Source organism: Dyella sp. Tek66A03, assembly GCF_052567735.1.
The window spans coordinates 3,228,713-3,255,090 of the sequence record NZ_CP199584.1; the positions used below are offsets into that span (position 1 = coordinate 3,228,713).

The 26,378-nt window shown below is 62.7% G+C and carries 18 protein-coding genes and 2 tRNA genes; 13 read left to right on the forward strand and 7 right to left on the reverse strand.

The window, feature by feature from the left end:
- Window positions 1–3 precede the first annotated feature (3 nt).
- Together ACT01B_RS14345 and ACT01B_RS14350 are read left to right on the forward strand one after the other, a co-directional pair.
- Complete coding sequence (locus tag ACT01B_RS14345) at window positions 4–585, forward strand: cysteine dioxygenase (protein ID WP_445143915.1); 582 nt, start codon at window positions 4–6, stop codon at window positions 583–585.
- 25 nt (window positions 586–610) lie between these two features.
- Window positions 611–696: transfer RNA gene (locus ACT01B_RS14350), tRNA-Leu, on the forward strand.
- A 1,357-nt stretch (window positions 697–2,053) separates the two neighbouring features.
- Here the strand turns inward: ACT01B_RS14350 and ACT01B_RS14355 are convergent.
- On the reverse strand, window positions 2,054–2,434 hold the full coding sequence (locus ACT01B_RS14355) for a hypothetical protein (protein ID WP_445143916.1): 381 nt from the start codon (window positions 2,432–2,434) through the stop codon (window positions 2,054–2,056).
- Window positions 2,435–3,322: 888 nt separating this feature from the next.
- Complete coding sequence (locus ACT01B_RS14360) at window positions 3,323–7,462, reverse strand: transporter substrate-binding domain-containing protein (protein WP_445143917.1); 4,140 nt, start codon at window positions 7,460–7,462, stop codon at window positions 3,323–3,325.
- Window positions 7,463–7,837: 375 nt separating this feature from the next.
- Here ACT01B_RS14360 and ACT01B_RS14365 point away from each other — a divergent pair, with 375 nt between their 5' ends.
- Window positions 7,838–8,569 (forward strand): response regulator, encoded by a 732-nt coding sequence (locus tag ACT01B_RS14365; RefSeq protein WP_445143918.1) that lies wholly within the window; start codon window positions 7,838–7,840, stop codon window positions 8,567–8,569.
- Window positions 8,570–8,786: 217 nt separating this feature from the next.
- Here the strand turns inward: ACT01B_RS14365 and ACT01B_RS14370 are convergent, their stop codons facing one another.
- Together ACT01B_RS14370 and ACT01B_RS14375 are read right to left on the reverse strand one after the other, a co-directional pair.
- Window positions 8,787–9,494, reverse strand: coding sequence for a hypothetical protein (locus ACT01B_RS14370; RefSeq protein WP_445143919.1), 708 nt, complete (start codon window positions 9,492–9,494; stop codon window positions 8,787–8,789).
- Between the two features lie 263 nt (window positions 9,495–9,757).
- Window positions 9,758–9,834: transfer RNA gene (locus tag ACT01B_RS14375), tRNA-Arg, on the reverse strand.
- Between the two features lie 197 nt (window positions 9,835–10,031).
- Between ACT01B_RS14375 and ACT01B_RS14380 the strand changes: the two genes are divergently transcribed.
- Window positions 10,032–10,490 (forward strand): hypothetical protein, encoded by a 459-nt coding sequence (locus ACT01B_RS14380; RefSeq protein ID WP_445143920.1) that lies wholly within the window; start codon window positions 10,032–10,034, stop codon window positions 10,488–10,490.
- A 24-nt stretch (window positions 10,491–10,514) separates the two neighbouring features.
- Here the strand turns inward: ACT01B_RS14380 and ACT01B_RS14385 are convergent, their stop codons facing one another.
- On the reverse strand, window positions 10,515–12,113 hold the full coding sequence (locus ACT01B_RS14385) for an MASE1 domain-containing protein (RefSeq protein WP_445143921.1): 1,599 nt from the start codon (window positions 12,111–12,113) through the stop codon (window positions 10,515–10,517).
- Between the two features lie 541 nt (window positions 12,114–12,654).
- On the opposite strand from ACT01B_RS14385, the gene amaB reads away from it, so the two are divergent.
- From amaB to murB, 6 genes are all read left to right on the forward strand, one after another.
- Window positions 12,655–14,190 (forward strand): L-piperidine-6-carboxylate dehydrogenase, encoded by a 1,536-nt coding sequence (amaB, locus tag ACT01B_RS14390; RefSeq protein ID WP_445143922.1) that lies wholly within the window; start codon window positions 12,655–12,657, stop codon window positions 14,188–14,190.
- Window positions 14,191–14,283: 93 nt separating this feature from the next.
- Window positions 14,284–14,619, forward strand: a complete 336-nt coding sequence (locus tag ACT01B_RS14395) for a hypothetical protein (RefSeq protein ID WP_445143923.1) — start codon at window positions 14,284–14,286, stop codon at window positions 14,617–14,619.
- Window positions 14,620–14,642: 23 nt separating this feature from the next.
- On the forward strand, window positions 14,643–15,416 hold the full coding sequence (locus ACT01B_RS14400) for an SDR family NAD(P)-dependent oxidoreductase (protein ID WP_445143924.1): 774 nt from the start codon (window positions 14,643–14,645) through the stop codon (window positions 15,414–15,416).
- A gap of 5 nt (window positions 15,417–15,421) precedes the next feature.
- Window positions 15,422–16,204: a class I SAM-dependent methyltransferase gene (locus ACT01B_RS14405; protein WP_445143925.1), complete on the forward strand. Its 783-nt coding sequence runs from the start codon at window positions 15,422–15,424 to the stop codon at window positions 16,202–16,204.
- A gap of 2 nt (window positions 16,205–16,206) precedes the next feature.
- A complete protein-coding gene (locus ACT01B_RS14410; RefSeq protein WP_445143926.1) occupies window positions 16,207–17,244 on the forward strand; it encodes a quinone-dependent dihydroorotate dehydrogenase in 1,038 nt (345 codons plus the stop codon).
- A gap of 10 nt (window positions 17,245–17,254) precedes the next feature.
- Window positions 17,255–18,280 carry a UDP-N-acetylmuramate dehydrogenase gene (murB, locus tag ACT01B_RS14415; protein WP_445147492.1) on the forward strand — a complete coding sequence of 342 codons (1,026 nt, stop codon included), beginning with the start codon at window positions 17,255–17,257 and terminating at the stop codon, window positions 18,278–18,280.
- An 807-nt stretch (window positions 18,281–19,087) separates the two neighbouring features.
- On the opposite strand, the gene ACT01B_RS14420 is transcribed toward murB, so the two are convergent.
- Window positions 19,088–20,317 carry an MFS transporter gene (locus ACT01B_RS14420; RefSeq protein ID WP_445143927.1) on the reverse strand — a complete coding sequence of 410 codons (1,230 nt, stop codon included), beginning with the start codon at window positions 20,315–20,317 and terminating at the stop codon, window positions 19,088–19,090.
- A gap of 129 nt (window positions 20,318–20,446) precedes the next feature.
- Between ACT01B_RS14420 and ACT01B_RS14425 the strand changes: the two genes are divergently transcribed.
- Both ACT01B_RS14425 and ppk1 read left to right on the forward strand, forming a co-directional pair.
- Window positions 20,447–21,229, forward strand: coding sequence for an AraC family transcriptional regulator (locus ACT01B_RS14425; RefSeq protein WP_445143928.1), 783 nt, complete (start codon window positions 20,447–20,449; stop codon window positions 21,227–21,229).
- A 195-nt stretch (window positions 21,230–21,424) separates the two neighbouring features.
- Window positions 21,425–23,611 (forward strand): polyphosphate kinase 1, encoded by a 2,187-nt coding sequence (gene ppk1 / locus ACT01B_RS14430; protein WP_445143929.1) that lies wholly within the window; start codon window positions 21,425–21,427, stop codon window positions 23,609–23,611.
- Between the two features lie 12 nt (window positions 23,612–23,623).
- Here ppk1 and ACT01B_RS14435 read toward each other — a convergent pair whose 3' ends face one another.
- Window positions 23,624–24,181, reverse strand: a complete 558-nt coding sequence (locus ACT01B_RS14435; protein ID WP_445143930.1) for an NADPH-dependent FMN reductase — start codon at window positions 24,179–24,181, stop codon at window positions 23,624–23,626.
- Between the two features lie 331 nt (window positions 24,182–24,512).
- Between ACT01B_RS14435 and ACT01B_RS14440 the strand changes: the two genes are divergently transcribed.
- On the forward strand, window positions 24,513–26,207 hold the full coding sequence (locus ACT01B_RS14440; RefSeq protein ID WP_445143931.1) for a sensor domain-containing diguanylate cyclase: 1,695 nt from the start codon (window positions 24,513–24,515) through the stop codon (window positions 26,205–26,207).
- The last annotated feature ends 171 nt before the right edge of the window (window positions 26,208–26,378 follow it).

The following is a 26,378-nucleotide window of genomic DNA, read 5'->3' on the forward strand; positions in this document are numbered from 1 at the left end:
GTCATGCTCACCCTCGAATTCCCCGGTTCCCGCCAACTGATCGATGCCATCGACGCTGCTGTCGCACATGACAGCACCCGCGCCGTCACCGACAGCCTGCGCAACAGCCTGTGCAAGCTCATCCGCGGCCAGGAAGTGAAGCTGCCCAACTGCGTCTTCGAAACCGCCGAAGGCCGCTATGCGCGCCGCGAGCTGTATCAAAGCGAAGACCATGGCTACTGCGTGGTCGCCATGACCTGGGGACCCGGCCAGGGCACCCCCATCCACGACCACTGCGGCATGTGGTGCGTGGAAGGCGTCTGGAGCGGCGCGCTGGAAGTGGTGCAATACGAGCGCCTGGAGAACGAGGACGGCCACTACCGCTTCCAGCCGGTCGGCTCGATCCAGGCCGGCCCCGGCTCCGCCGGCAGCCTGATCCCGCCGCACGAATACCACACCATCCGCAACCCCAGCGACGACGCCGTTGCCGTCAGCCTGCATATCTACTCCGGCCAGATGACGCACTGCGCGACCTTCCAGCCGCTGGGCGACAACGAGCACTACGAGCGCACCGACCGCAAATTGGGGCTCGACCCAGTCCACTGAACTTGGCATAATTAGCGTTCGTTGTGCCGGTGTGGCGGAATGGTAGACGCGGTGGACTCAAAATCCACTGGCAGCGATGTCGTGTAGGTTCGAGTCCTATCACCGGTACCAAGAGGTTTACGTGAGTTTTAGCACTACCTGGGCGCTCCGCAATGCCGGATTCGCTCCGCAATGCTCACGTCCACCAAGCAAATAAGGCTGCCGAGAGGCGGCTTTTTTTGTGCCCGCTGGTGCTCGTAATACGGGGTCCGAAAATAGGGTCAGAGCCACTTCGAGCCGGGTTAGCCACTACGGGTGATATCTCTTTCCTGCCGTGATGAGCCGGTCGCACGCTCTTGCTAAGGGGCTCTGCCCCGGTTACCCGCCAACCCCTCTCAAGTGTCTAGACGAATGCCCGGCCGGCCCATCAACAGGCCAGCCAGGTGTCGTTTTCAATGCGCGAGATAGCAGGTCCGCGTTTCATCATTCGCGCCTGGGGCCATCTCGGCGGCGATGAACACTGGCGAGGCGCCGCTATGCGCCGCCGCCCTCGGGGTCAGCTATGGCGATGCCATTGCTGTCCTGACCATCAGTACAACCCTGGCCAATCACCGCCAGCGCCAAGCCGGGAGTGCCCCGCGGCCAATGTTGTACCTGACCCGCCCTTGGCCCGCTGTTGAACTGACAGGTGGTCGAGTAGCCGTCATTGGGCTCGAGCGTGCCGCCCGAAGCTTTCATAGACGCATGGGCGGAGTCGGCTATCGCGACGCCATAGCTCTTCTCATCGTCGGTACAACCCTGACCGATCGGCACAGGTGTGACGCCGGCGGTACCTCGTGGCCAGTGTTGTACTTGGCCTGCCTTTGGTCCCTTCGTGAACTGACAAGTCGTCGAGAGTCCATCCCCCGCCGCGTTACCGCCAGCGCTCGTCGGAGCCTGACTGGCAGTTTGAGCAAGAGCGGCACCCGTTATCATCAGTGCTGAAACTAGTAACGCTGTGGCAATGCTTCTCATGGAAATACCTCGCAACCAAGATGGGGGATTTAGGCGGCCGGTTTGAAGGGCGTCGTCCATGACGTTCAATTCTTTACCTGATGCTGCGCGAACGTTTGGTGACCGAGGAACGGTCCGTTCTAGTCACGAGAAATTCACACCCACGGGTACGCGACGGCCATCAGACGGCAGGCTGATACCTGGCTGCGGGGTGCCTGACGCCACGTGGACGACAGGCAAATCTCGCAAACTGGCTAGCGATGGCATGCGGCCGAGCAGCTCCACCGTCTTTGCAACCACACCGCGCCATGCGCGACCAGAGTCAATGGACGCTTCCCTTGAAGCTGGCTAGCAGGCGCAGCGTTACTTCGACGTTGGCGCGTGAAGCATCGGCTTCAGCGCGAATCCGGCCCGCCACATCGATGTCGTCGACCGAAGTTCTACGACGGGAGCGTCAGGTCGGCACTGAGAGTGCATAGCCTCGGTAGAGCTAAGGCTAGTGCAAATGGGAACAGCGAGCCGACGATGTCTTCATCTCAGGATTGGCGCCACGCTGCGAGGTGTACCGGACTTTTCCTGCAAGCACCTCATGCTCCGCCCGCAGTGAAGTTTCCATGCACCACAACGTCGGTTCCAGGCAGTCATCGCCCTGGAGCTGGCGAGCAAATGCAGTTCCTTCGTCCTCGCCCGCGCGGTGTGCGCTCTCGACATTCGCAAAACTTTGCGGCGTCGTTGCGTGTAACAGCGCTTCCCAGTCCTGGCGATTGCCAGAGGGAGATCGAGAGACGGTCCAGGCGCCAATCCACGCAGAGTCGCCGTCAACCTCAACTTCGATGGAAACGCACTGCACCAGGTAGATGCCAACGAGTACGGCCATGCACGAGCTCCTTTTCGGGACGCGTACACGTGCGAAGCGAAAACACTGGCTTCGTCAATCGGCGTGTGTCGTCTCTGATGGTGCGGGGGATCACCAATAGGGGGAAGCTTACGTCTGACTGACGATTAGGCAAACGTGACAAAGGTCATGGATCGCCGTTCGCGGCGTCGGGATTGCGAGCGCAACAAGCTGCGCCACGCTGACGTCGACCACCATTCCCTCGCTCTAGATGACCACTGAATGACAAATCGTGGTGCGGGCGATTCGCGCTGTCGGAGAAACCAGATGGTGCAGCAGGCGACCGAGATCGTGATTAACAAGCACGCGAGGGATGCGTCGTTGGTACACGCCGTGCTGCCCAGCTCGTCACCACGATCAGCAACGAACTTCGCGTCTGCGCGCATACGCCTATAGGCGATAGCGAGTTCATCCGGATCTGATGGCTACGCGCCAACGTGGCCTCGGCGTTGCTGCTGATCAAGGCCTGCCTATCGCTCTTCTCTTATAGGAAGCGCGGCATATTTCGGATTTGTCTGATGTCGTCGGCGAAGACCAGCGCATAGAGTAGAAATCAGTATCACGGGAGCCTGCTGATGTTGGTGCTACTCGCCTTTTCCTTGCTTCCAGGCGCTTTCTTTGCAGGCTATCTGGTCGGCAGCCTGCGCGAATTAGCTCGCCGTCACGGACCGTGACTGCCCCGTTCGCAAGAAAATAAAGAACCATGACTCCCGCCAGAGTCGCCATCGCAACAGCTGACGACGTCGACCCCTCTGCCACAACTCTGCCTCGATGCACGGTGGTATGGCGATGGCGTCAGCGAAGCCTCCGAAAACTGCACATGGGTTGTCAGTGCATGAGCCTTCAGGCGAAGCCTGGACGCTTCTCCGACTAACCTCTCTCGGCACCGCCGCTGAGATCGTCGCGATCGAGTTCGCCCAGCAGTGCCTCCAGGGCGTCGAGACGACGGACCAGCTCCTGGCGCTGCGTTGCGCCGTCGCCGGCGAATTCATCGGCTTCGTCACCAAGCAAGCGAAGCGCACCATGAATGCGATGCAGGATGTCGCGTTGGGATTCACCGTCATCACGCTGCACGGCCTGATCGAGCGCCATGAGGTCCTTCCGACTCGCGTCAAGAAGTCCACGCAACACTTGCTTGACCTGTTGCGCGGAGCCAAATACCTCCAGCAGCGCGCGAATACGGTGGTTTGCCACATCGACACTGCTCGCCGTGACGACCGGATTCTCCGACGGCATATGCGACAGACAGGCCGACAACATGGCACCAAGATCGTCCAGCTTGACGGGTTTGGCGAGAAACTCGTCCATGCCCGCTGCACGGCAACGGGTGACTTCTTCCGGCAAAGCGCTGGCCGACAGCGCGACGATCGGAAGTCGACTGGCGCCGCCCTTCTCGCGTTCGCGTATACGTCGCGCCAAAGCAAACCCATCGAGTACGGGCATATGGCAGTCGGTAATGAGCAAATCGTAGTGCTCGCTGGCCAACGCCTCGAGCGCTTGCAGCCCATTCTCGACCATCGTATGGGCGTAGCCAAGCCGCTCCAGCTGTCGACTGATGACAGCACGATTGGTCGGGTGGTCTTCCGCCACGAGGATGCGGGCCGCATGGGTGACCGCGACAGCGCCCGGGGCAGCCGAGCGTTGCGGCATGGCCAATCCGAGTACGGCGTGACATGCGTCCAGCGCGGACCGCCACAGCAAGGGGCGACCACTGAGCATCACCTGGCCATCATCCACGTAGAAGCCGCGCGGATCGGGCGAGTCCATCAGCTGAATCACGCGAGCGCCATCTGGCAGCATGCCACTTCGCGCCAGATCCGCGTCAACCGCAAAAAAGTCGACGTCGTTCGCCGTGAAGTCACGCAGGTCGTTCGCATCGGCGCCGACGACGCTCATGCCAATGGCCGAGAACATATTGGAAAGTTCGCGTTCAAGCATGAGATCACGCGTACAAAGCAGCGCAGCTTTCCCGGCCATGGCCGGCTGAGGCTGGAGCGCACGCTGTACCGGAAGCAGGACTTCGAAAATGGCCTGCGTGCCAAAACCCACCGCGCTGGTCAGCCGCACCTCGCCACCCATCATATGGGCGAGCTGATTGCTTATGCTCAGCCCGAGGCCAGTGCCACCGTAGCGCCTGGTCGTGGATATCTCTGCCTGAACGAAGGGGTGAAACAGTCGTCCAAGCTGCTCTTCGGAGATGCCGATGCCCGTATCCATCACGGCGATGCTCAGGCGATGACCTTCCGCGGATTCGCCGAGCAGTTCCATGCGTAGCTCGACATGTCCCTTCTCCGTGAACTTGAGCGCGTTGCTAAGCAGATTGGTGATGATCTGCCGCACGCGCGTCATATCACCCTGGTATTCCGCCGCGAGCCGCCAATCGAGCACGGCGTACAAGCGCACGCCTCTCTCCTGCGCACGTGCAGCAAAAAGACCGAGCACGCCGTCGGCCAACGCACGCAGATCGAAAGGATGGATGTCCAACATCAACCGACCCGCCTCGATACGGGAGAAATCGAGGATGTCATCCAAAATCTGCAACAGCACCCCGGCCGAGTCGTGCACCATCTCGACCATATGCAGTTGCTCGCGATCCAGTGGCGTCTTGTCGAGCAACTCGATCAAGCCCAGCACACCAGCCATGGGCGTGCGGATCTCGTGACTCATCATGGCCAGGAACGCGCCTTTGGCGGCAACCGCCGCTTCCGCCGCTGCCTTGGCTTCCAGGAGTGCCTGCGCCTGTTCCTTTTCTGCCGTGATGTCGTTGGAGAAAACGCTGCAAGACACCGTGTTCTGGTCATCCATGCGGGGTTGGCCAAACGAGGTTCGCACCCAATGGATGCCGGTTGGCGTCTGGGTTCGAAACTCCGCTACCTGACCGCCCTGGCCTTCCAGCAGTCGCTCAATAATCCGCTCCACGGAAGGGCGGTCTTCGGGCAGGGTCACATCCAAGGCGCGACGACGCCCTTGCAGGAAGTCTTCATGAGTCAGGCCAAACAGTGCCTCGGTCTGACCACCGACGTAGTCGTAGCTGACCCGGCCATCTCTGCTAAAGCGGGCGCGCGTGACGACGCCTGGCAGGGTTTCATTGGTATAGATGAGACGTTGCTCGGACGCGAGCGCTCGTGCCTCGGCCTTGCGCAAATCGCTCACGTCGACGAGCGTCCCAAGCAGGCCGGTACCTTGGTCGGGCCCGCGTGAGAAAGTGTGTAGCCACAGCAGTACGTCGCGCGCGGACGTGGCTTCCTCCGAGGTGCTCAAATACAGCTCGCGGCGAACTTCGCCACCCTGGCTCAATACTTCCATGTCAGCGCGATGCAGAGCCTCGGTGTCCACGTCCTTGGCATGTCGCGTTTCGATCAGTGTCCGCCCGAGCAGGTCGGCGCGCGAACATTCGAACATCGTCTCGTAGGCCCGATTGACGGCGATATAGCGCACCTCTGCGTCCTTGACGAACACCGGGTAAGGAATCGATTCCAACAAGGCCTGCTGGAACGCCAGTTGAATCGCGAGCTCCCGCTCCGCCAGCTGCCGTGCGTGCATGAGGCGACGCAGACGCGTATACGCGAAGCCGATGATCGCGAGCACGACAACGGCCACGAGTATGCCGAGCAGCACCCACTTCCAGGGCACGCCATAGTGGTATTCCGTGGTCAACCAACGACTGCGGATAGCCATCCGCTGTTGGTCCTTCACTGCCGCTAGCACGCGATTGATCAGCGGCATCAGCTGACCGTAGCGCCTGTTGAGCCCCACCGTGAAATCCTGGTCATCGCCAGCCGGGCCCATGACCCGCAATGCCGTGTAGCGGTTGCGAATCAGGATGTCGATGGCCGGAAGCGTGCCGATATAAGCGTCCGCCCTGCCCGACGCCACCAATTCCAGTCCAGCCTCATTACTGCCCACTGGCAATAAGTGGCTAAGTGGCATACGCAGCCGAAGCCGCGGTGAGGCTTCCTCGCGTACCGCGACCGTACGGCCGGCGAGATCCTCGGGGCCAGCGATGGCCCGATTGCTGGCGTGCGCCACGATGACTTCAGGAAAGTGCTCGTAGGGGTGACTAAAAAGCATGTCCTCGATGCGGAAGTCTTCCGGCATCGCGGCCGCCACCATGTCCACCTCGTTGGCGCGGACCAAGCGCTGCAACGCGTCCGAATCCTTCGCGGGAACCTGCTGGATGCGGATGCCCAGCTCCTGCTGGAGAATCTGCACATAGTCCGCGGCGAGACCGTCAAGGCGCCCTTGGCCGTTGAGATACGTGTACGGATTGCGATCGATCTCGAAACCGACGCGCAGCGGTGGCAGCGCCTTCAACAACGCCCGCTCGTCCGCACTCAAGCCACTCGCCTTCGGAGCGAGGAGATTGGCATCGCTTTGCAGTCCCCAGCGCTCACGGAGGCTGTTCAGCTCGTCGGCTGTCACGCTGGCCTCCGCCTTGCGCAGGAGCTGCACAAGCATGGGACGCCCACGCGGTATCGCCAGGCCGATGGATATCGGCGGCAAATCAATCGGCGTCAGGACCGATAGATCCTCACTCTCGCGCTCGCTCAACAGCGTTCGTACCCGCGCCAGCGGAGTGCCGAGATACGCATCGGCCTGGCCAGCCACCAGCATGTCCAGCGCTTGGCGGCCGTCGCTGGCGAATACCAGGTTTGCCTGCGGGTAGCGCCCTGCCAACTGGACGGCCAAATTGCGATACGGTCGCTCGATGACGATGCGCGTGTGCTTCAGATCGCGCGCGTCGCGAATTTGTTCATCGCCCTTACGAGCGACCAGGATCAGCGGCCCGGTCTCATAGGGCGTCAGGAAATCGAAGCGCCCCTCCCCCACCTCGCTCATCACCTGACCGAGCAGCAGGTCGTACGGCGGCGGTTCCGCCGGGTTGCCAAAGGCGACCGCATCCAGTTCCGTAAACGGACGAAATTCGAGGCGCATGCCCAAGCGCCCGGCCAATAGTCGCGCATAGTCCACGCCGAAGCCGGCCGGCCGACCGGCTACCCAGGTCTCCATGGGCAAATGGTCACCTGCCAGGACACCCACCTGCATCACGGGATGCCGGTCCCGCCAAGCCTCCTCCTCCGGCGTAAAGCGGAGCGGATTACTGGTTACCCCTTTGTCAGTGGATGCCGCACTAGTTTGTGCGACCTCACCCTGACCTGCGACAGCAGTCGCCCACACCCCTAGCGACCATGACAGAATCAGCCATCTCAGCCAGCTTGCCCAAGGCCCACTTTTTACTCCCCGCGGGGGCGACAGGGAGTTGATTTGCCTGCTACCGCAAGAGCCGACGTTTGCGTTCATGGGTGCGCTCAAGAGCCGAACGTGCTCGCGAAGTGCCAAAGCTTAATGGGGGGCCGAAGTACCCTCCATCAGAATTGTCTCAACATGACCTACGCCTACGTAGGGGTTTTCGCAATTTGTTGCAATGCAGAATCAGCTACCCTTGTGGCTAAGCCGGCGTTATCGGGGGGAACCGTGACCTTACGCATCATTCTGGCCGACGATCACCCTATCGTGCGTAGCGGGGTACGCATGCTGCTCGAGGGCAGCTCGAACGTCGCCGTGATCGTCGATGTGGGCTCGCCTGATGAGTTGCTCGGCGCCCTCGACCAACGGCCGTGTGATTTGGTGATTACCGATTTCAGCATGCCAGGCGGCCAGCTCGCCGATGGCCTGAACATGCTTGGATTGATCCAGCGGCGATGGCCAGACCTACCTATCATCGTACTTACCATGGTGAGTAACGCGGGCGTGCTCAGCTCCATCCTCGCGACGGGCGTGCGCGGCTTGCTCAACAAATCTGACGCGCTTACCGAGCTGATGCTGGCTGTCCAGGCTGTCTCGCATGATCGCTACTACGTCAGCACGAGTATCGAGAGGGCGCTGGACGCCACACGCCCAGGAGGAGCCTCCGCGGCACATCCCACCCTCTCCAAACGCGAGACGGAGGTACTGCGCCTGTTTGCATCGGGCATCACCGTGTCGGAGATCGCCATCCAACTCAATCGCAGCGTGAAAACGATCAGCCGTCAAAAGATGGACGCCATGAGCAAGCTCGGCTTGCGTAGCGATCTCGATATTTACAACTACGCCCGCGAACACGGCCTGGTTCACTGACGGGATAGGTGCACCCAATCCTGGTGCGACATCCGCTTGTCGTTAGCACCTGCTCAACATTTCTGCGTTTCCCGCGTTAGCGTTGCCGTGCTTGCTGCTCCAGCCAACCACGCCAGGCGCGATCTCGACCACGCGGGTGGTCGCCTGATTCATCGCGAAGCCTAGGAACCGCTTCTAACTGCATGCATGCCGGCTCTGCCCCTAGCTTCCCTGACAACTACGGTAGATTCACTACCTCAGCGCCTTTATCGCTGAAATACACCAGGCCATCGCCCAACATGGCGTAGCCCTGGACGACGGCCATCGCATGTGGCGAGGCATCGCTTACCGCCGCCAGGAAGTCTGGCGTGAAGATGCCGGGCCAGGCGGCGGCAAGCTGTTGCCGGTTCCTGATCAACTCGTACGTACGGGGCCCGGTATTCACCCGCAAGGGGAAGTGGACGTAGCGGGCCGCCTCGCCACTGTCACCCTTGAGCACGGCGGCGTAGAAGCCCTTGCTGCGTGCCTCGAAAACCTCATCGGTCTGATCAGTTATCGATTGATACCAGCGATGTTCCGGCGCCGCTGGCGTCAGCCCGCCACCATCCAGCTTCACCGGCAGGTTTTTGGTGCCGTTGCTCCATGTACCTTCCAGGCCAACGCTGTTGTCGAAGTCGAGCGCATGGCCCTGCTCACTGCCATTGCCTACGAAATGCAGGGTGAAGGTGGCAGCAGGTTCGCGCAGCGTGATACTGCCGGCCTTCCGCTCACCGATAAGCGGAATATCCATCAGATGCCGCAAGTAGTAATAACGGCCGCCCGCGATGCGCCCGCCGTCCATGATCAGGATCAAGCCTACGCGCTGATTGCCCAGGGTGCCCTCGTAAACCGCTTGCTGGAGGTCCGCGGCATGGACGCGAGAGGACCACGGCACCAGTAAGAGCATGCCAACAACAAGGAGCACACGAACAAAACGGGAGCGTGAGTGGCGCCGCACGGGCATGGCCTCCTCTCGAGGGATGGACGCGACCTCGGCAGCGGGAAGCATAGCGCGGCACTCGCGCCCACTCACGTCAGAGCCGGCAAGCGCTTGAAAGCCGGGGCGCCACTGGCGATCCGACGATCGTGGAAGGCCGGCAAGCACCCGGCACGGACGGGCACCAAACCAAGAGAGCCAAAAAAAAGCCCGGCTTGCGCCAGGCCTCGAAATGGTGACCCCGGCCCGATTCGAACGGGCGACCTACGCCTTAGGAGGGCGTCGCTCTATCCAGCTGAGCTACGGGGCCAAGCCACGAAGGATAACGGGGCGATGGAGAAAGCGAAACCGCGCGGCGTGATACCCGACGCGTATCGGCAGCGGAGCAGACGATTCCTGGATCGACTTGGACGAATCACGGACCTTGCACGATCTAGGTCAATCCGGGGTGCTACATTCCTACAGCGCCAAAGGGGGCGCTACCGCCACTTTAAGAGGGGATTCATCATGACGAAGGTTGGTTTGCGCCGCCTCGCACTCACAGGGCTGTTGTCGTTCGGACTCATGGGGACGGCCTTCGCCCAACCCCCGGCCACGGGACTCGGACAGTCCTGGCCGAACACGACCGACGTGAGTGCCAGCCCCAATTGGCACGCCTATGTGTTCGTGCTGGGGGGCATCAAATATGTCCAGATCAACGATCTCAACGGCAACGTGCTGGGTGCCGTGGGCACGTCCAATGGTCAGTTCATCACCCTGCCCATCGGTGCGTTCGCGCAGCTGGTCTCCACGCCGCAACAGCCGGCAGCCGTCTCCACCGGGGCCGCTCCTGCTGCCCAGCCGTCAACGGTGTATCAGGACACTTCCGTGCAAGTCACGGCAACACCGAAGACCGACGGCACGGTGACGCTCATTGCCACCGCAATGGGCTGCGACCCGATCGACTGCAACATCCGCAATCAGTAAAGCAGACCACAACCGCTGGCAGCGTCACACGCCGCCAGCGGTTGACGGGGCATACAGGATCACACTGATCCGTCGGCTATCGCGCAGCATCCGCTCGCGTACCTGCCCTTCGAACGTTGCCGCCCGATCCTCGATGGCCTGACGCCCCAGTCCGCTGGTCGTGCGCAGCACGACGCGCGGCAGCAGCTCTTCCCAACGAATCCGCGCAACGTGCTCGGCGTTCGCACGGAAACCAATGCGCAGGACGACCCAACTGCGCCCCTGATGCTCGCCGCAGCGCAAGCGCAGGTCGATCTCGCTGATGTTCTTTTGCGCGCAAGCCTCGGAAACGGCTTCGCAGGTGATGCGATAGATCGCCATGTGGATCGCCGGCGGCAGCAGGTTGAGCGGCCCCCGCAGGTCGCACCAATAGCCGATGCCTACCTCGCCCAGGACGCGAGGAATCGTTCCTTCGCGCAGGGCCGACGGCAAGCCACGTTCCCGCCAGGCAACGGGATAGAGGCTGTCGGCCAAGCGATAGAGCTGGTCCTGCGCGATCAAGGCCTGGCGACGGTAATGGCGCTCATCGAAAGCCGGCGCCAAATGCCGCATGCTCGCCAGCATCATGGCGCAGGTGGCATGCACGGTCTCGCGAATTTGCTCCAGCACTTGCGAGGTCATGAGCAGCTGCAGTTCGCCGGTCTGCACGTTGCGTTGCGCCAGCGCTATCGCCTGACGCACATCGATACGCTCGTTGCCCGCGCGCCGATCGAGCACGGCAATGCGGGCTCCCACCAGCAACATGGTGGAAATGGCAAACGCGATCACCACTTCGGCCTGGAAGGTGCTGGGATCGTTGCGCTGGGGCATCAGCACCATGAGGGCCACGCTGGCCAGGCTGCCCCCTACGGCCGCGCCCGCCCAACCATGCCGAAGTGCCAAGGCCACCACGGGCAGGAACATCGCCACTTGGGTGAATTGGCGAGTAGCGGGCTGATCGAGCCCCACCCATACGAGCAGCAACAACACAGGCGTTGCCAGAAACACACTTTCAAACACCAGACGGCTCTCGCCGACCCTACGCCAGAGATGACGCCAGGACCCAACCGCCAGCTTCTGATGGAGCAGCAGGGCGAACGGCGCGATGGTCAGGGTGCCGAGGTAATTGCCAAGCATGACCTGGGCGGCAACCTCGCCCGGATGAACGACATAGCCCGGTGGAAACGGCGTGACGGCGATCATCCCAAGCGTATTGAGCGTGATGATTGCAGCTGCCAGCAACGCCGTGGAAAGCAGCACACCGATGTGCACCGTCGTGCGTGTCGGAAACAGGTGCCAGCGTTCGCGGCATACGTACACCACGGGCATGATGAAGGTGATGGATGGCAGCAGATTCAAGAGGGACCAGGTCAGCCCGAACTGATCGACGCAGGTCCAGCTGATATAGGCCAGGCGGGCCACCTCGCCCGCCAGGAGCGCCGGCCAGTACCGATAGCGGGTGAGCAGCAACACGCTTACATGAAAGCCGCTGAGAATGATCCAATGCCGAATCGACAGGTAGCGGAACAAGACGCCGCCCAGCCCGAATGCCAGCGACACCGCGACATAGCGCAGCCACATGCTCGACCCTAGACGGTTCCCCATGCTCCACCCCGTGATGGACTCGCTTATCGACGCCAGCATGCACGCGTAAACCCGTTAGGCTGGCGACGTCCCCTACGAATGCGCCGACCGTGATTTAAGCGCCATTATCCTAGCCCATCCCAATAGGACGCGCCGGCGCAATGACTTACGGTCCCGATAATGTGACGTAGCGCACAGTAGCCTTCAGCACCTGCCGCTGGCAGCCAATCAGGCACCCGGATGGAGCAAGAACACGCCGACGGTGGGTAGGCGTTGGCAATCGCGATCGCCATGGCTTGCCTCGCCGCCCCGGAAGTCGGGCTCCGCCCTGGGCCCCACGGCAGCTTGGATGACCGGTACTAGACCAAGCCGCCTTTCGACGGGGCGGCTCGCTACCTTGAGCCAACCGCTCCCTTCGGTTGGCGCCCGCCCGCTGGCCGCCTGCCCCTCCTGGCGCTGCCGCTGGATCAAGCGCCCCTGCGATCCGCCCCGGAAACCCGCCTGCTAGAATGGGCGTTTTCTTCCCGGCGCCGATCCCCAGCGCCCTGGTCTGGAGCCAAGCATGTCCCACGAAATCCTCACCGCACTCGGTCTCGGCAACTCGCAATCGGGTACGTATCTCGGCCAGGGCGAATGGTCCAAGACCACGGACGCTGGCACCTTGCAGCCGGTGAATCCGGCCACCGGCGAAGTCATCGCCTCGGTCTACGCCTCCAACGCGGCGGACTACGACATCATCGTCAAGCGCGCCCAGGAGACCTTCAAGACCTGGCGTACGACCCCGGCACCTCGTCGCGGCGAAGCCGTGCGCCTGTGCGGTGAAGCGCTGCGCAAGCACAAGCATGCCCTGGGTTCGCTGGTCGCGCTCGAAATGGGCAAGATCAAGCCCGAGGGCGACGGCGAAGTGCAGGAGATGATCGACATCGCCGATTTCGCCGTGGGCCAGAGCCGCATGCTCTACGGCTACACCATGCACTCCGAGCGCCCTGGCCACCGCATGTATGAGCAGTACCAGCCGCTGGGCCTGGTCGGCATCATCAGCGCGTTCAACTTCCCGGTCGCGGTGTGGGCTTGGAACGCGTTTCTGGCGGCCATTTGCGGTGATATCTGCATCTGGAAGCCCTCGCCGAAGACGCCGCTCTCGGCCATCGCCTCGATGAAGATCTGCAACGAAGCGCTGAACGCCGCCGGCTTTCCGGACATTTTCTTCCTGTTCAACGACGCCGGCACCGAGCTGTCGCAGAAGTTCGTGGACGATCACCGCATTCCGTTGATCAGCTTCACCGGCTCAACCAAGGTCGGCCGCCAAGTCGGTGAGCGCGTTGCCAAGCGCATGGGCCGCTCGCTGCTGGAACTGGGTGGCAACAACGCCATCATCCTGGACGAGAGCGCGGACCTGAAGCTGGCCATTCCGGCCATCGTGTTCGGCGCCGTAGGCACGGCCGGCCAGCGTTGCACCAGCACGCGTCGCCTGTTCGTGCATGAGTCGATCGTCGACGACGTGACCGACAAGCTGGTCACCGCCTACAAGCAGGTCGAAGGCAAGATCGGCGACCCGACCCTGACCACCACGCTGATGGGACCGCTCAACAGCAAGGATGCCGTGCAGGCGTTCCTCGGCGCCGTCGACAAGGCCAAAGCCTCCGGCGGCACGGTGCGCACCGGCGGTGCGGCGCTCAGCGACCGCCCGGGCAACTTCGTGCTGCCGACCCTTGTCACCGGCGTGAAGAACAGCGACGAGGTGGTGCAGACGGAAACCTTTGCGCCGATCCTCTATGTCATCCCGTTCAAGACGCTCGACGAAGCGATCGACCTGCAGAACAGCGTGCCGCAGGGCCTGTCCTCGGCCATCTTCACGCAGAACCTGAAGTCGGCCGAGCAGTACCTCTCGGCTTCCGGCTCAGACTGCGGCATCGCCAACGTCAACATCGGCACGTCCGGTGCGGAAATCGGCGGCGCGTTCGGCGGCGAGAAGGAAACCGGCGGCGGTCGCGAATCCGGTTCGGATGCATGGAAGGTCTACATGCGCCGCCAGACCAATACCATCAACTACTCCAACTCGCTGCCGCTGGCGCAGGGCATCAAGTTCGATCTGTAAGACTTGTCGCGGCGCATCCTGGTAGTTTCCAGGGTGCGCCTGCCTCAACCATGATCCGCAAGCGCACCCACGTCGACGACAGGAGTTGTAACGATGGAAGACGCACGACCGGTTCAAACGGCATCCACCATCAGTACGCTGGCTATCGTCAGCCTGATCTTCGGCATCCTGGCATGGACGCTTTTGCCTTTGATGGGCATGGCGCTGGCGCCACTGAATGTCATGAACTTCATTGCCTTGCCGCTGGCGGGCGCGGTGATCGCTTCGGTAGGCGGACGGGTGGCGCTTAAGAAGATTCGCGTCTCCGAGGGAACGCTGCATGGCGCCGGCCTGGCCAAGGTAGCCCAGGCCCTGGCCTATACGCTGTACGGCGTGGTGCTCCTGTTGCTCTTGTTCGCCTCGCTTTCCATCTTCCTTCACACGCACTAACCGGCCCACCTTACGCTGCCACGATGACTCTTCCTCTGCGTCCCATCTGCGATTTCCACGGTTACCGCGTTGTCGTCGCCGGAGGCAGCAAGGGCATCGGCCGCAGCATCGCGCTCGCCTTCGCCGAGGCCGGTGCCTCGGTATCGGTCTGCGCGCGGGGCGAAGCGGCACTCGATGAAGTGCGCCACGCCATCGCGGCTTACGGCGTCACGGCGCATACGCGCCGCTGCGATCTTGCGGATGCCGCAGCGATCAAGTCCTACGTCGGGGAAGCCGCGGAAGTACTCGGCGGCATCGACGTCCTGGTGAACAATGCCAGCGGCTATGGTTTCAACGATGACGACGCTGGCTGGCTGGCCGGCTTCCAGGTTGACCTGATGGCGGCCGTACGCGCCTCTCACGCTGCCTTGCCGCATCTGAAGACGTCAACGCACGCGAGCATCCTGCACACCTCGTCGATCGCCGCGTTCCATCCGACCGTGCGTGGCGCGCCGTATGCGGCGATAAAGGCCGCATTGAGCCAGTACACGTCGTCGCAGGCGCTTTCCCTGGCGAAGCACCGCATCCGCGTCAACGCGATCGCGCCAGGCTCCATCGAGTTTGCGGACGGCCTGTGGGATCGTCGCAAGAGCGATGCACCGGAGCTCTACCAGCAGACGCTGGCCAAGATTCCGTTCGGCCGCTATGGCAAGCCGGAGGAAGTCGCCCACGCTGCCTTGTTCCTTGCATCGCCCTTCGCCAGTTGGATCACCGGCCAGACGCTGTGCGTGGATGGCGGCCAATTGTTGTCGGGATGAACACCATGACCGATTTCAAACCGACCGACCTCAAACCCACCGAACGCTTCAGCGACCGCGTTGCCGACTACGTGCGTTACCGTCCGGATTATCCCGTCGCGATGCTTGAATGGCTGCAACGCGAGTACAGCGTCAACCCGCACTGGCAGGTGGCTGACGTGGGAGCGGGAACCGGCATTTCCAGCAAGCTCTTTCTCGACGGCGGCTATCGCGTCATCGCGGTTGAACCGAACGAAGCCATGCGCACAGCCGCCGAGCAATGGCTGGGCGACAACGCGCGCTTTCGCACTGTGGATGGCCATGCGACCGCGACGGGCCTGGATGATGCCAGCATCGATCTCGTGATCGTGGCACAGGCCTTCCACTGGTTTGACCAGGAGGCGGCCCGCCGCGAGTTCAAGCGCATCCTGAAAACGGACGGCCTGGCCGCCATCGTCTGGAACTCCCGCCGCCTTATGGGTACGCCGTTCCTGGAAGGGTACGAAGCGTTGTTGCAGGAATACGGCACCGACTACACCAGCGTTGCCGAACGTTACGGCGACGAACCGCATATGCGTGCATGGTTCGGTGCGGGTTACCTCGGCATGGGGCGTTTCGATCACGGCCAGATGCTCGATTTCGATGCACTGAGCGGACGCTTGATGTCATCGTCGTACGCGCCGCGCACCGGCCACCCCTCCCATGAGCCGATGATGCACGCCCTGCGGGAGCTGTTCGACAGCTGCGCGCAGGACGGCCGCATCAGCTTCGATTACGACACCGTTATCTATGTGGGCAAGGTGCCCTGACTATGTATGACCTGATTCGCCCCCTGCTGTTTGCACTTGATGCGGAGACCGCGCACGGCGCGACGCTCTACGCGCTCGATGTTGCCCAGCGCAGTCAGTTCCTTCATCGCCTGGTGAAGCCGCCTGCCGAATTGCCGACCACGGCCTTCGGCATCCGCTTCCCCAACCCGGTCGGCCTGGCGGCTGGCCTGGACAAGAATGCCGATCACCTCGATGCGCTCGGTGCGCTCGGCTTCGGCTTCGTCGAGGTGGGCACCACCACCCCGCGCCCGCAGCCCGGCAATGACAAGCCACGCATGTTCCGGCTGCCCCATCACGAAGCGGTGATCAATCGCCTCGGCTTCAACAATGCCGGCGTCGATGCGCTGGTGAGAAACGTGCAGCAGTCGAGTTATCGCGGCGTGCTCGGCATCAATATAGGCAAGAACAAGGACACGCCGAACGACAAGGCGGTGGATGACTACCTGTTCTGTCTTGAACGTGTCTACGCGCATGCCAGCTACGTGACGGTGAATATTTCCTCGCCCAACACCCAGGGCCTGCGCGACCTGCAGGAAGAGGCCACGCTGCGCCGCTTCATCGAAACCCTGCGCGAAGCGCAGGAACGCCTGGGCTCGCAGGTTGGCTCGCGCAAGCCCATGTTGTTGAAGATCGCGCCAGACCTGAGCGAGACCGAACTCGACGCGATTGCCGAAGTGCTGCTCGCGGCCAACGTGGACGGCGTGATCTGCACCAATACCACCATCGATCATGCAGCGGTCGCCAGCGACCCCCACGGCAATGAAACCGGCGGCCTTTCCGGCAAGCCGCTGTTCGCCAGGTCCACGGCCGTCTTGCGTGGCATGCGCAAGCGCGTGGGTGATCGCATCGGCATCATTGGCGTCGGTGGCATTCTCGATGGCGGCGACGCCGCGGACAAAATCGACGCAGGTGCGTCGCTGGTGCAAATCTATTCGGGCATGGTCTATCGCGGGCCGAAACTGATCGCCGAATGCGTGGACGAAATTCGCCGGCAGCACGAGGACACCCATGGTGGTTGAGCGCGTTGACATGGGTGGCTACACGCTGATCGAGAACGCCTCGCTGGCCACGCGCAATACCCTGCGCGTCGATGCTCGCGCCTCGCTGCTGGCGGAAGTGCGGGATGCGTCGAAGCTGCCCGAACTGCTGAATTTTCCCGCCGTGCGCGGTGGCCGGCTGCTGGTGCTGGGCGAAGGCAGCAACCTGCTGTTCACTGGCGACTTCCAGGGCACCGTGCTGGCCATGGCCACCAGCGGCGTGCAGGTGGAACAGGATGGTGAGGTGGCCCGCATTGCCGTGGCCGCCGGCGAACGCTGGGATGACTTCGTGCGCTGGACCTTGGGCCAGGGCTTTGCTGGACTGGAAAACCTGATTCTGATTCCCGGCACTGTCGGCGCCGCGCCGATCCAGAACATCGGCGCCTATGGCACCGAGGTGGCCGAGTTCATCGAAAGCGTGGAGGCATGGGACACGCAGGAACGAAGAGTAGCAATCCTCGATCGCGCCGCCTGCGCGTTTGCCTATCGCGACTCCGTGTTCAAGCATCAACCCGGCCGCTACATCGTCACCGCCGTGCGCTTCGCCCTGCCCCGCTCGCGCGAACTGCGCATGGACTATGCAGGCATTCGCGAGGAACTCGCCCGCATGGGCGTGGACAAGCCCGCACCGTTCCATGTCGCCGAAGCCGTGGTGCATCTGCGCACCAGGAAGCTTCCCGATCCCGCCGTCATCGGCAACGCGGGCAGCTTCTTCAAGAATCCGTTGGTCGAAGCCTCACGGGGCGAAGCACTCAAGCGCGAACATCCGGAACTCGTTGCCTGGGTCGGCAGCGATGGTCGCTGGAAGCTTTCCGCAGCCTGGTTGATTGAAACCACTGGTTTCAAGGGCGTGCGCGAAGGCGATGCCGGCATTTCCAACCGGCACGCATTGGTGCTGGTCAATCACGGTCGCGCCACGGGGCCGGAATTGTGGGCGCTGGCGCAGCGGGTGATTGATGGGGTGCAGGCGAAGTTTGGGATGAGGTTGGAGCCGGAACCGGTCGTTGTGGGCGGCTGAAGTTATGGCTCGCCGAAGTCCCGGTATAGCTCGGTCGTCATCCCAGCGGCTCTCAACAGCCGAACGGCTGGTCAAGCTGGAGGCGCTTTACAACAGCGCAGCTGGTCATCCAGCGCCTTTCGCTTTTGTTTTGGCGCACACGCGACCTGGCTCGCCTGCCGCGGGCTTCCGAGCCGCTGCCGCGGCCCGGGTTACTTCTCTTTGTTTGGCCAAAGAGAAGTAACCAAGAGAAAGGCCACCCCGATGGCGCGCCTTCCGGGCTACGCCCTCCAGGTGCGCGGGTGGGTTACGGAGGTTTGTCGACAGGGCTTCCTGCCCTGACGACAAACTGGCCGGCGTCCTGCCGGCCACCCTGCGGGCTTTTCCTCCACCCACCCGCCACGCCATAGGGGCCCGACCAGCAGAAAAGCAAAACCCAAGAGCAGAGCGAACAGCCAAGAGCGATGAGCAGCGCACCGCGCTGCTCGAGCCTTGAGCTCTTGACGTATGGGACCCCTGTGCGGCGGTGAGGGGCGGACGATCAGGCCCGCAGGGGGATCGGCAGGACGCCGATCCCTTTTCGTCAGGGCAGGAGCCCTGTCGAAAAGCCCGGCCGACCCTCACGGACTTGCCGAGCTTGGCTCGGCAAGCGCCAAGCGGGGTGCCCTTCTCTTTGGTTACTTTCTCTTGGGCAAGCAAGAGAAAGTAACCCGGCCATCGGCAGATGGTCGGAAGCCCGCCGCAGGCGAGCCAGGTTGCCGCAGCGTCACCAAGAAGCGAGAGCCGCTGGGATGACGGGGGCGGAGGGCGGAGGAAACGAAACGGGGATCAGCCCGCCCTCGCCCGCTCCAGATTCGGCAAGAACACCGTGATCACACCGATCAACGGCAAATACGCGCACAGCGCATAGACAAACTCAATGCCTCGCGCATCCGCGACATGCCCCAACACGGCGGCACCGATGCCACCCATGCCAAACGCGAAGCCGAAGAACAAACCCGAAATCATGCCTACGCGGCCAGGAATAAGATCTTGCGCGTAGACCAGGATGGCCGAGAACGCCGAGGAAAGGATCAGGCCGATCACCACGGTGAGCACGCCCGTCCAGAACAGATCCACATGCGGCAGCAGCAAGGTGAATGGCGCGACGCCGAGGATCGATGCCCAGATCACCCATTTGCGGCCGATGCGGTCGCCGATGGGACCGCCGATCAGCGAACCTGCCGCCACGGCGAACAGGAACACGAATAGATGGGTCTGCGCGTTCTGCACCGACACGCCGAACTTATGCATCAGATAGAACGTGTAGTAGCTGCTGATGCTGGCCAGGTAAAAGTACTTCGAAAAAATCAGCACGCCGAGAATCGACAGCGACCAGGCCACTTGCGAGCGCGTCAACGTTACCAGTGATGCATGCCGCGCGTTGCCCTTGCCGCGCACGGTGGGGTGATCGCGGTACCAACGGCTCACCTGCAGCAACACCACCATCGCCAACAGGGCTGCCAGCGAGAACCACGCGACGCTGCCGCGCCCATGCGGCACGATGATCCATGCGGCGAGCAGCGGCCCCAATGACGCGCCGGTGTTGCCACCGACCTGGAACAGCGACTGCGCCAGGCCGTGTTGGCCGCCCGACGCCATGCGCGCCACGCGCGAGGACTCCGGATGGAACACCGACGAGCCGGTTCCCACTAGCGCTGCGGCTATCAAGAGCACGGCAAAGCTCGGCGCGGTGGCGAGCAACAGCAGACCGCCCAGCGTGAAACCCATGCCCACGGGCAGCGAATACGGCATCGGCTTGCGGTCGGTGAGCATGCCCACGGCCGGCTGCAACAGCGACGCGGTGAGCTGATAGGTCAGTGTGATCAGGCCGATCTGAGCAAAGTTGAGATTGAAGCCGCTCTTGAGGATGGGATAGATCGCCAGGATCAACGACTGGATCATGTCGTTGAGCAGATGCGAAAAACTGATCGCACCCAGGATGCGGAAATCTGTGCCCGCTTCGGCACGCGCGGCGGGTGCTGGGGACAGCTGCATATCTTCGACACGGGTCTGCATGGGAGCTCTAGGGGCGTTGGCTTGGGAGTTGGCATCGCAAGTTGCGTCGCCGAGGTCGCCACCTTAAAGTGGGCACGGCCGGCCCGCACACGCTTGTGGGTCAATCTCTATTGAATTTGGGCCAAGACTTTGCGCAACGCGCGTGCCGATGCCTACGAGAACACCCCGCGCGATGTCGTCGCCACGGGTAACGAATACCCGCCGCACTACGTGCTGCCAGCGCACTCGCATCGCCGAGGCCAGCTGCTTTATGCCTCTACCGGTGTGCTGACGACGATCACCAGCGAAGGCAGCTGGGTGGTTCCGCCGCGCCGGGCATTGTGGATACCGCCTGGGGTCACGCATGAGGTGCACATGGGTGGTCCAGTTTCCACTCGCAGCGCCTACGTTGAGCCCAAGGCGGCACGAGCTGCCGGGCTACCTACGCGTTGCCAGGTGATATCGGTATCGCCGCTGCTGCACGAACTGTTGCTTGAGGCCGTGGATCTTCCCGCCGAATACGATCTCGACGGTCGCGATGGACGCGTGATGGCGTTGCTGCTTGATGAGATCCGTCGCATGCCGGTACTGCCATTGAGTGCGCCATTGCCACACGACAAACGCCTGGCCGCGCTATGTCGCGACCTGCTCAGTCAACCCTCATTGGAAGTGAAGATCGACGACATGGCTCGCGAGGCGGGCATGAGCCGCCGCCACTTCACTCGCACCTTCCGCACGGAGACGGGGATGAGTTTCACCGCCTGGCGCCAGCAAGCCTGCCTATTGGCTGCGCTCACGCGACTGGGCAATGGGGAATCGATTACCCACGTGGCGGTGGACCTCGGCTACGGTAATCCCAGCGCGTTCGCCACTGCCTTTCGGCGCGTGCTCGGCACTTCACCCAGCCGCTATTTCGCCACCCCGGCGTCGTGAGTTCCCACATCACGATGTGAATACATCGTCACGGGCATTGTCACATGAGTGTCAAGTGTCATGCGCAACATGTCCGTGACGTGACAGGGCAAGTAGCCGGCTGCGCTGCCATGGCCCGGTCTTCGTCGGCGCCGTATGATGTTCTCTTGCGGATAAGCGTGGCTCCTTCGCGCCCGCCCTTCGAACGGTGAACCGATGAGTACCGATGTCGTTCGTCCCAGCCCCGTTCGCGACAGCGAAAGCACCGAAATCGCGAGCGATGCGCGCGCCGACTCAGGGGCAACGGCCATCCCCGCCCCGCCAGACCTGAACGACCCCAGCCTCTATATCAATCGCGAGCTTTCGCAGCTGCAGTTCAACATCCGCGTGTTGGAGCAAGCGCTGGACGAGAGCAAGCCGATTCTAGAACGGCTCAAGTTCCTGCTGATCTTCTCCAGCAACGTGGACGAGTTCTTCGAGATCCGTGTGGCGGGGCTCAAGAGCCAGATCGCGTTCGATCATGAAATCGTCGGCCTCGATGGCATCGCACCCCGACGTGCATTGGCCGAGATCAGCGAGATTACCCACAAGCAGATCGAGCGGCAGTACGCGATCCTCAATGACCGCATCTTGCCCGAGCTGGCACGCCACGGTATCCGCATCGTACGGCGCAACGAGTGGTCGCATAAGCAGAAGATGTGGGTGCGGCGCTATTTCCGCCACGAAGTGGCACCGCTGGTGACACCGATCGGGCTGGATCCCACGCATCCGTTTCCGCTGCTGGTCAACAAAAGCCTCAACTTCATCGTGCAGCTGGCGGGTATCGATGCGTTCGGCCGCGATTCGGGCCTGGCCATCGTGCCGGCGCCGCGCGTGCTGCCACGCCTCATCCGCCTGCCTGACGAGGTCAGCGAGGGCGGCGAGAATTTCGTGCTGCTCTCGTCGATCATCCATGCGCATGCGGAAGAACTGTTCCCGGGCATGTCGGTGCATGGCTGCTATCAGTTCCGCCTGACCCGCAACGCCGATCTCACGATCGATCCGGAAGACGTCGAAGATCTCGCGCGTGCCTTGCGCGGCGAACTCTATTCACGCCGCTTCGGCGATGCCGTGCGCCTGGAAGTGGCCGACAATTGCCCGCCCGAACTGACCGACTACCTGCTGCGCCAGTACGGCCTGGTGGCCGCGGAGATGTACGAAGTGAACGGGCCGGTCAACCTGGCGCGCCTGTTTGGCCTCGCCAGCAAGACGCATCGCCCGGAGCTGGAATACCCGACCTTCACTCCATCGATTCCCAAGGCGCTGAAGAAGGCCGAGGACCTGTTCCAGGTCATCGGCCGCCAGGACGTGCTGCTGCTGCATCCCTACGAGTCTTTCGCCCCCGTGGTGGATCTGCTGCATCAAGCCGCGAAAGACCCCGCCGTGCTCGCCATCAAGCAGACGCTGTACCGCAGCGGCGCCAATTCCGAGATCGTCGACGCGCTGGTGGATGCGGCGCGCGCGGGCAAGGAAGTGACGGTGGTGATCGAGCTGCGCGCGCGCTTCGATGAAGAATCCAATCTGACGCTGGCCTCCCGCCTGCAGCAGGCGGGCGCCATGGTGATCTATGGCGTGGTGGGCGTGAAGACGCACGCCAAGCTGATGTTGATCCAACGCCGCGAAGGTGACGAGCTCGTGCGCTATGCGCATCTGGGCACCGGCAACTACCACACCGGCAATGCGCGCCTGTACACCGACTACAGCCTGCTCACCTCGGACCAGGCGCTGTGCGAGGACGTGCACAAGCTGTTCAGCCAGCTCACCGGCATGGGCAAGCTGCTGCAGATGAAGAAGCTGCTGCATGCGCCGTTTACGCTGAAGAAGACCCTGCTCGACTTGATCGCCCGCGAAACGGCACACGCCGCCGCCGGCCGCGAAGCCCGCATCGTGTTCAAGGTCAACGCCATCACCGACGCCAAGATGATCCGTGCGCTGTACAAGGCAAGTATCGCCGGGGTGAAGATCGACCTGATCGTGCGCGGCATGTGCTGCCTGCGTCCCGGGGTACCGGGCGTGTCGCACAATATTCGCGTGCGCTCCATCGTCGGTCGCTTCCTCGAGCACAGTCGGGTGTACTGGTTTGCCAACCACGGCGAGGATCAGTTCTACCTGGCCAGCGCGGACCTGATGGAACGCAACCTCGACCGCCGTGTCGAGACCGGTTTCCCGATCGAGGGCAAGAAACTGCAGGGCCGCCTGAAGAAGGAGCTGGAGCTGTACCTGACCGACAATGCCAGCGCCTGGCTGCTGCAGCCAGACGGACGCTACATACGCGAGCGGCCTGGTTCGAATCAGGCCAAGCGTAATGTGCAGGTGCAGATGTTGGAAAAGCTATGCGGGTCGGGGGCGTCAGCCGACGCATGACCCTCCTACCCCTCACTTCCCCGTGATCAACCTCACCCACGCCACATACTGATCCATAAAACCCTGCAGGAACTTCTGCGTACCCTCGCTGCCGATCTTCCCCTCAGGATCGAGCAAGCCCTCCTTGTGCTGGATGAAGACCTCTGGCTGTCCCAAGGTCGCCACATCCAGATAGGCGAGGACGTTACGCAAATCCTGCTGCGCGAGAGCAGTACCGGTGGCCCCCACGGAAATACCGATCACCGCACCTGGCTTGCGGGCAAAGGAGTTGCTGCCCCATGGCCGCGATGCGATATCGATAGCGTTCTTCAGGACGCCCGGAATCGACCGGTTGTACTCGGGCGTGACGAACAGCAACGCATCGGCGGCCTCCACTTCCTGCTTCAGGCGCTTGCATTCGTCGGGGTAGGCACCGTCGAAGTCCTGGTTGTACAGCGGCAGGTTGTCGATGCGCAGGTGCTCGAACGTAAAGTCGGGTGGCGCCAGCCGCGCCACCGCCAAGGCCAGATGCCGGTTGAACGACCCCTGGCGGAGACTGCCGACCAACACAGCGACGCGGATCTTGCTCATGACCCTCTACTCCTGCTGATGGGGAACGCTACCGGGAAGCGGCAAGCCCGAAGGATGGCAGCCCAGGCGGTTAAACCATCGTGATCGCCCGATATCTGCCGTGACACGTGTCTTGTGGCATGCTCTCGGCTCAGCCGTCCATGGTTTTTGACGTCGCTCAGCCAGGACAGGCCGCCTCGGGCGCCTCCGGCGTCCACGGGGATAGGGGACAAGGGGCAACTGGAAAGGCCAAAGCAGTACGCACTTCCTTAAGTGGGTAAGTTTGCCGGTTACAGGGGAACGGCAGATGGGCGGTCAGGTCGTGCCACAAACGAGGCGTCGCCGATGGCGGATGCTCTGCATCCTCGCCACCAGTCTGCTGGTGGCCGCGGCGCATGCGGGCATCCCGCTAGCCGGCTTGTCGCGGGAAGTACGGGCTGGCGATACGCCTGCGAGTGTCCTTGAGGACTATCGTCACGGCGGCCTGAACGGCTTCGACCCCCAGGCGCTGCAGCGCTTCTCGCAGCAAGGGTTGGGGACGTGGGTGATCCTGCAGCCACAGCCTCCGCTTGTAAGCGAGGAGCGCGTGCTGTCGATCTATCCGCCCCCGCTCACCCCGGTGACGATGTACAACGCGCACGGCGCGCCGCTCACGCTGTCGCTGGACGACTTCACGGCGATCGCACACGGCAACGGACGTCTAGCCTACCGTCTCACCGACGACACGCCCGCCTCCGATCCGATTGTTCTCAAGTTCGAACCCGCATCGGCGCGCGTCTCTCCGGTGAGCTTTCAGTTGCAGACATGGAGCGAATATCTCGAGCGCGACGCCCGCTGGCTGGTATTCGCCAGCGCATGCTTTGCGGTGATGCTGGCCATGGCACTGATGGCACTGTGCCTGGCCATGATGCTGCGCGACGCCACCTACGGCTGGTATGCCGGCTACATCCTCTGCTATGCGGTCATCCAGGGCATTCAGACCGGCTACTTTTTTCATCCACTCGGACTGACCTGGCTCGCCGGTAGCGCGCCGCTGGTCAGTTCTTCGGCGGTAGCCTTGTCGCTGGCGTTCGCCGCGATGTTTATGGCGCGCTTTTGCGAACTGCCTCGCTACGTGCCCCTGCTGCATACCCCAACGCTCGCGCTGGCGGTCGGCATGCCCTTGGTGGTCTTGCTGCGCATCTGCCAGATTCCCCTGCTGCAGGAGACCGCGCAGGTACTCATCGACCCCCTGTTGGTCATTGGCACACTCTTGCTGCTGCTGGCCGCCATCACCTCCGCCGTGCGAGGCGCGCGACCGGCGTGGTTCTTCCTGGTGGGCTGGACGCCCCTGCTGGCCCTTACCGCACTGTCGAGCAGCCAGGTGAACGGCATGCTGGCAGACGTCATTTGGCTTAGCGACGCCTCGCTTGCCGCAGGTGCCTTCGAGGCCATCGTGCTGTCACTGGGCCTGGCCGATCGCGCGCTCATCATGCGTCACCACCATGAAATGGTGCAGGAGCTTGCCGACAACGATGCACTGACTAATGTGCTCAATCGCCGCGCCTGGAGCGCTGGCGTCGGCAAGGTATTGGAGAGTGGGACCGAGCAGCCCGTGGCACTGCTGTTCCTCGACCTCGACCATTTCAAGCTGCTCAATGATCGCCAGGGCCATGCCGCCGGCGATCGTGCGTTGATCGCCGTCGCCGATGCCCTGCGGCACGAACTACGCCCGCTCGACCTGCTCGGTCGTTACGGTGGCGAAGAGTTTGTCGCCATGCTCTACGGCGTCGAGCAAGGCCAGGCGATGCAAGTGGCTACGCGCTTATGTCGCCGTGTGCATCGCCTGGATATTCCGGTGAACGGCGACGGGCTCGTGCTCAGCGCAAGCATCGGTATCGCCATGCGCGCACCCGACGATACCGTAGCGTCGCTGGTTGAGCGTGCGGACCAGGCCATGTATCGGGCCAAGCTCGAGGGGCGCAATCGCGCGCGCCTGGATGAGCCTCTGGAGACGCCTGCACCGCGGGTGTGGCCGCAGGTGGTGGAGGGGGATCAGGGTGGGTGATAGTGACTGTCGCTCTGCTTATTCGCTACTGCGACTGGCTCGCCTGCGACTGAAAGAAATCACCGTAGGACGGCGGGGCCACACATGTAGGAGCGCACCCTGTGCGCGATCACGGCGTTACCGCTCCGTTGGCTTTTCGCGCACAGGGTGCGCTCCTACAAACGGAACCAG

Coding starts and splice junctions, on each gene's coding strand:
- ACT01B_RS14345 (WP_445143915.1), top strand. CDS start 4: ATGCTCACCCTCGAATTCCCCGGTTCCCGCCAACTGATCGATGCCATC.
- ACT01B_RS14355 (WP_445143916.1), bottom strand. CDS start 2,434: ATGGCCGTACTCGTTGGCATCTACCTGGTGCAGTGCGTTTCCATCGAA.
- ACT01B_RS14360 (WP_445143917.1), bottom strand. CDS start 7,462: ATGGAGACCTGGGTAGCCGGTCGGCCGGCCGGCTTCGGCGTGGACTAT.
- ACT01B_RS14365 (WP_445143918.1), top strand. CDS start 7,838: ATGACCTACGCCTACGTAGGGGTTTTCGCAATTTGTTGCAATGCAGAA.
- ACT01B_RS14370 (WP_445143919.1), bottom strand. CDS start 9,494: ATGCTCTTACTGGTGCCGTGGTCCTCTCGCGTCCATGCCGCGGACCTC.
- ACT01B_RS14380 (WP_445143920.1), top strand. CDS start 10,032: ATGACGAAGGTTGGTTTGCGCCGCCTCGCACTCACAGGGCTGTTGTCG.
- ACT01B_RS14385 (WP_445143921.1), bottom strand. CDS start 12,113: ATGGGGAACCGTCTAGGGTCGAGCATGTGGCTGCGCTATGTCGCGGTG.
- amaB (WP_445143922.1), top strand. CDS start 12,655: ATGTCCCACGAAATCCTCACCGCACTCGGTCTCGGCAACTCGCAATCG.
- ACT01B_RS14395 (WP_445143923.1), top strand. CDS start 14,284: ATGGAAGACGCACGACCGGTTCAAACGGCATCCACCATCAGTACGCTG.
- ACT01B_RS14400 (WP_445143924.1), top strand. CDS start 14,643: ATGACTCTTCCTCTGCGTCCCATCTGCGATTTCCACGGTTACCGCGTT.
- ACT01B_RS14405 (WP_445143925.1), top strand. CDS start 15,422: ATGACCGATTTCAAACCGACCGACCTCAAACCCACCGAACGCTTCAGC.
- ACT01B_RS14410 (WP_445143926.1), top strand. CDS start 16,207: ATGTATGACCTGATTCGCCCCCTGCTGTTTGCACTTGATGCGGAGACC.
- murB (WP_445147492.1), top strand. CDS start 17,255: ATGGGTGGCTACACGCTGATCGAGAACGCCTCGCTGGCCACGCGCAAT.
- ACT01B_RS14420 (WP_445143927.1), bottom strand. CDS start 20,317: ATGCAGACCCGTGTCGAAGATATGCAGCTGTCCCCAGCACCCGCCGCG.
- ppk1 (WP_445143929.1), top strand. CDS start 21,425: ATGAGTACCGATGTCGTTCGTCCCAGCCCCGTTCGCGACAGCGAAAGC.
- ACT01B_RS14435 (WP_445143930.1), bottom strand. CDS start 24,181: ATGAGCAAGATCCGCGTCGCTGTGTTGGTCGGCAGTCTCCGCCAGGGG.
- ACT01B_RS14440 (WP_445143931.1), top strand. CDS start 24,513: ATGCTCTGCATCCTCGCCACCAGTCTGCTGGTGGCCGCGGCGCATGCG.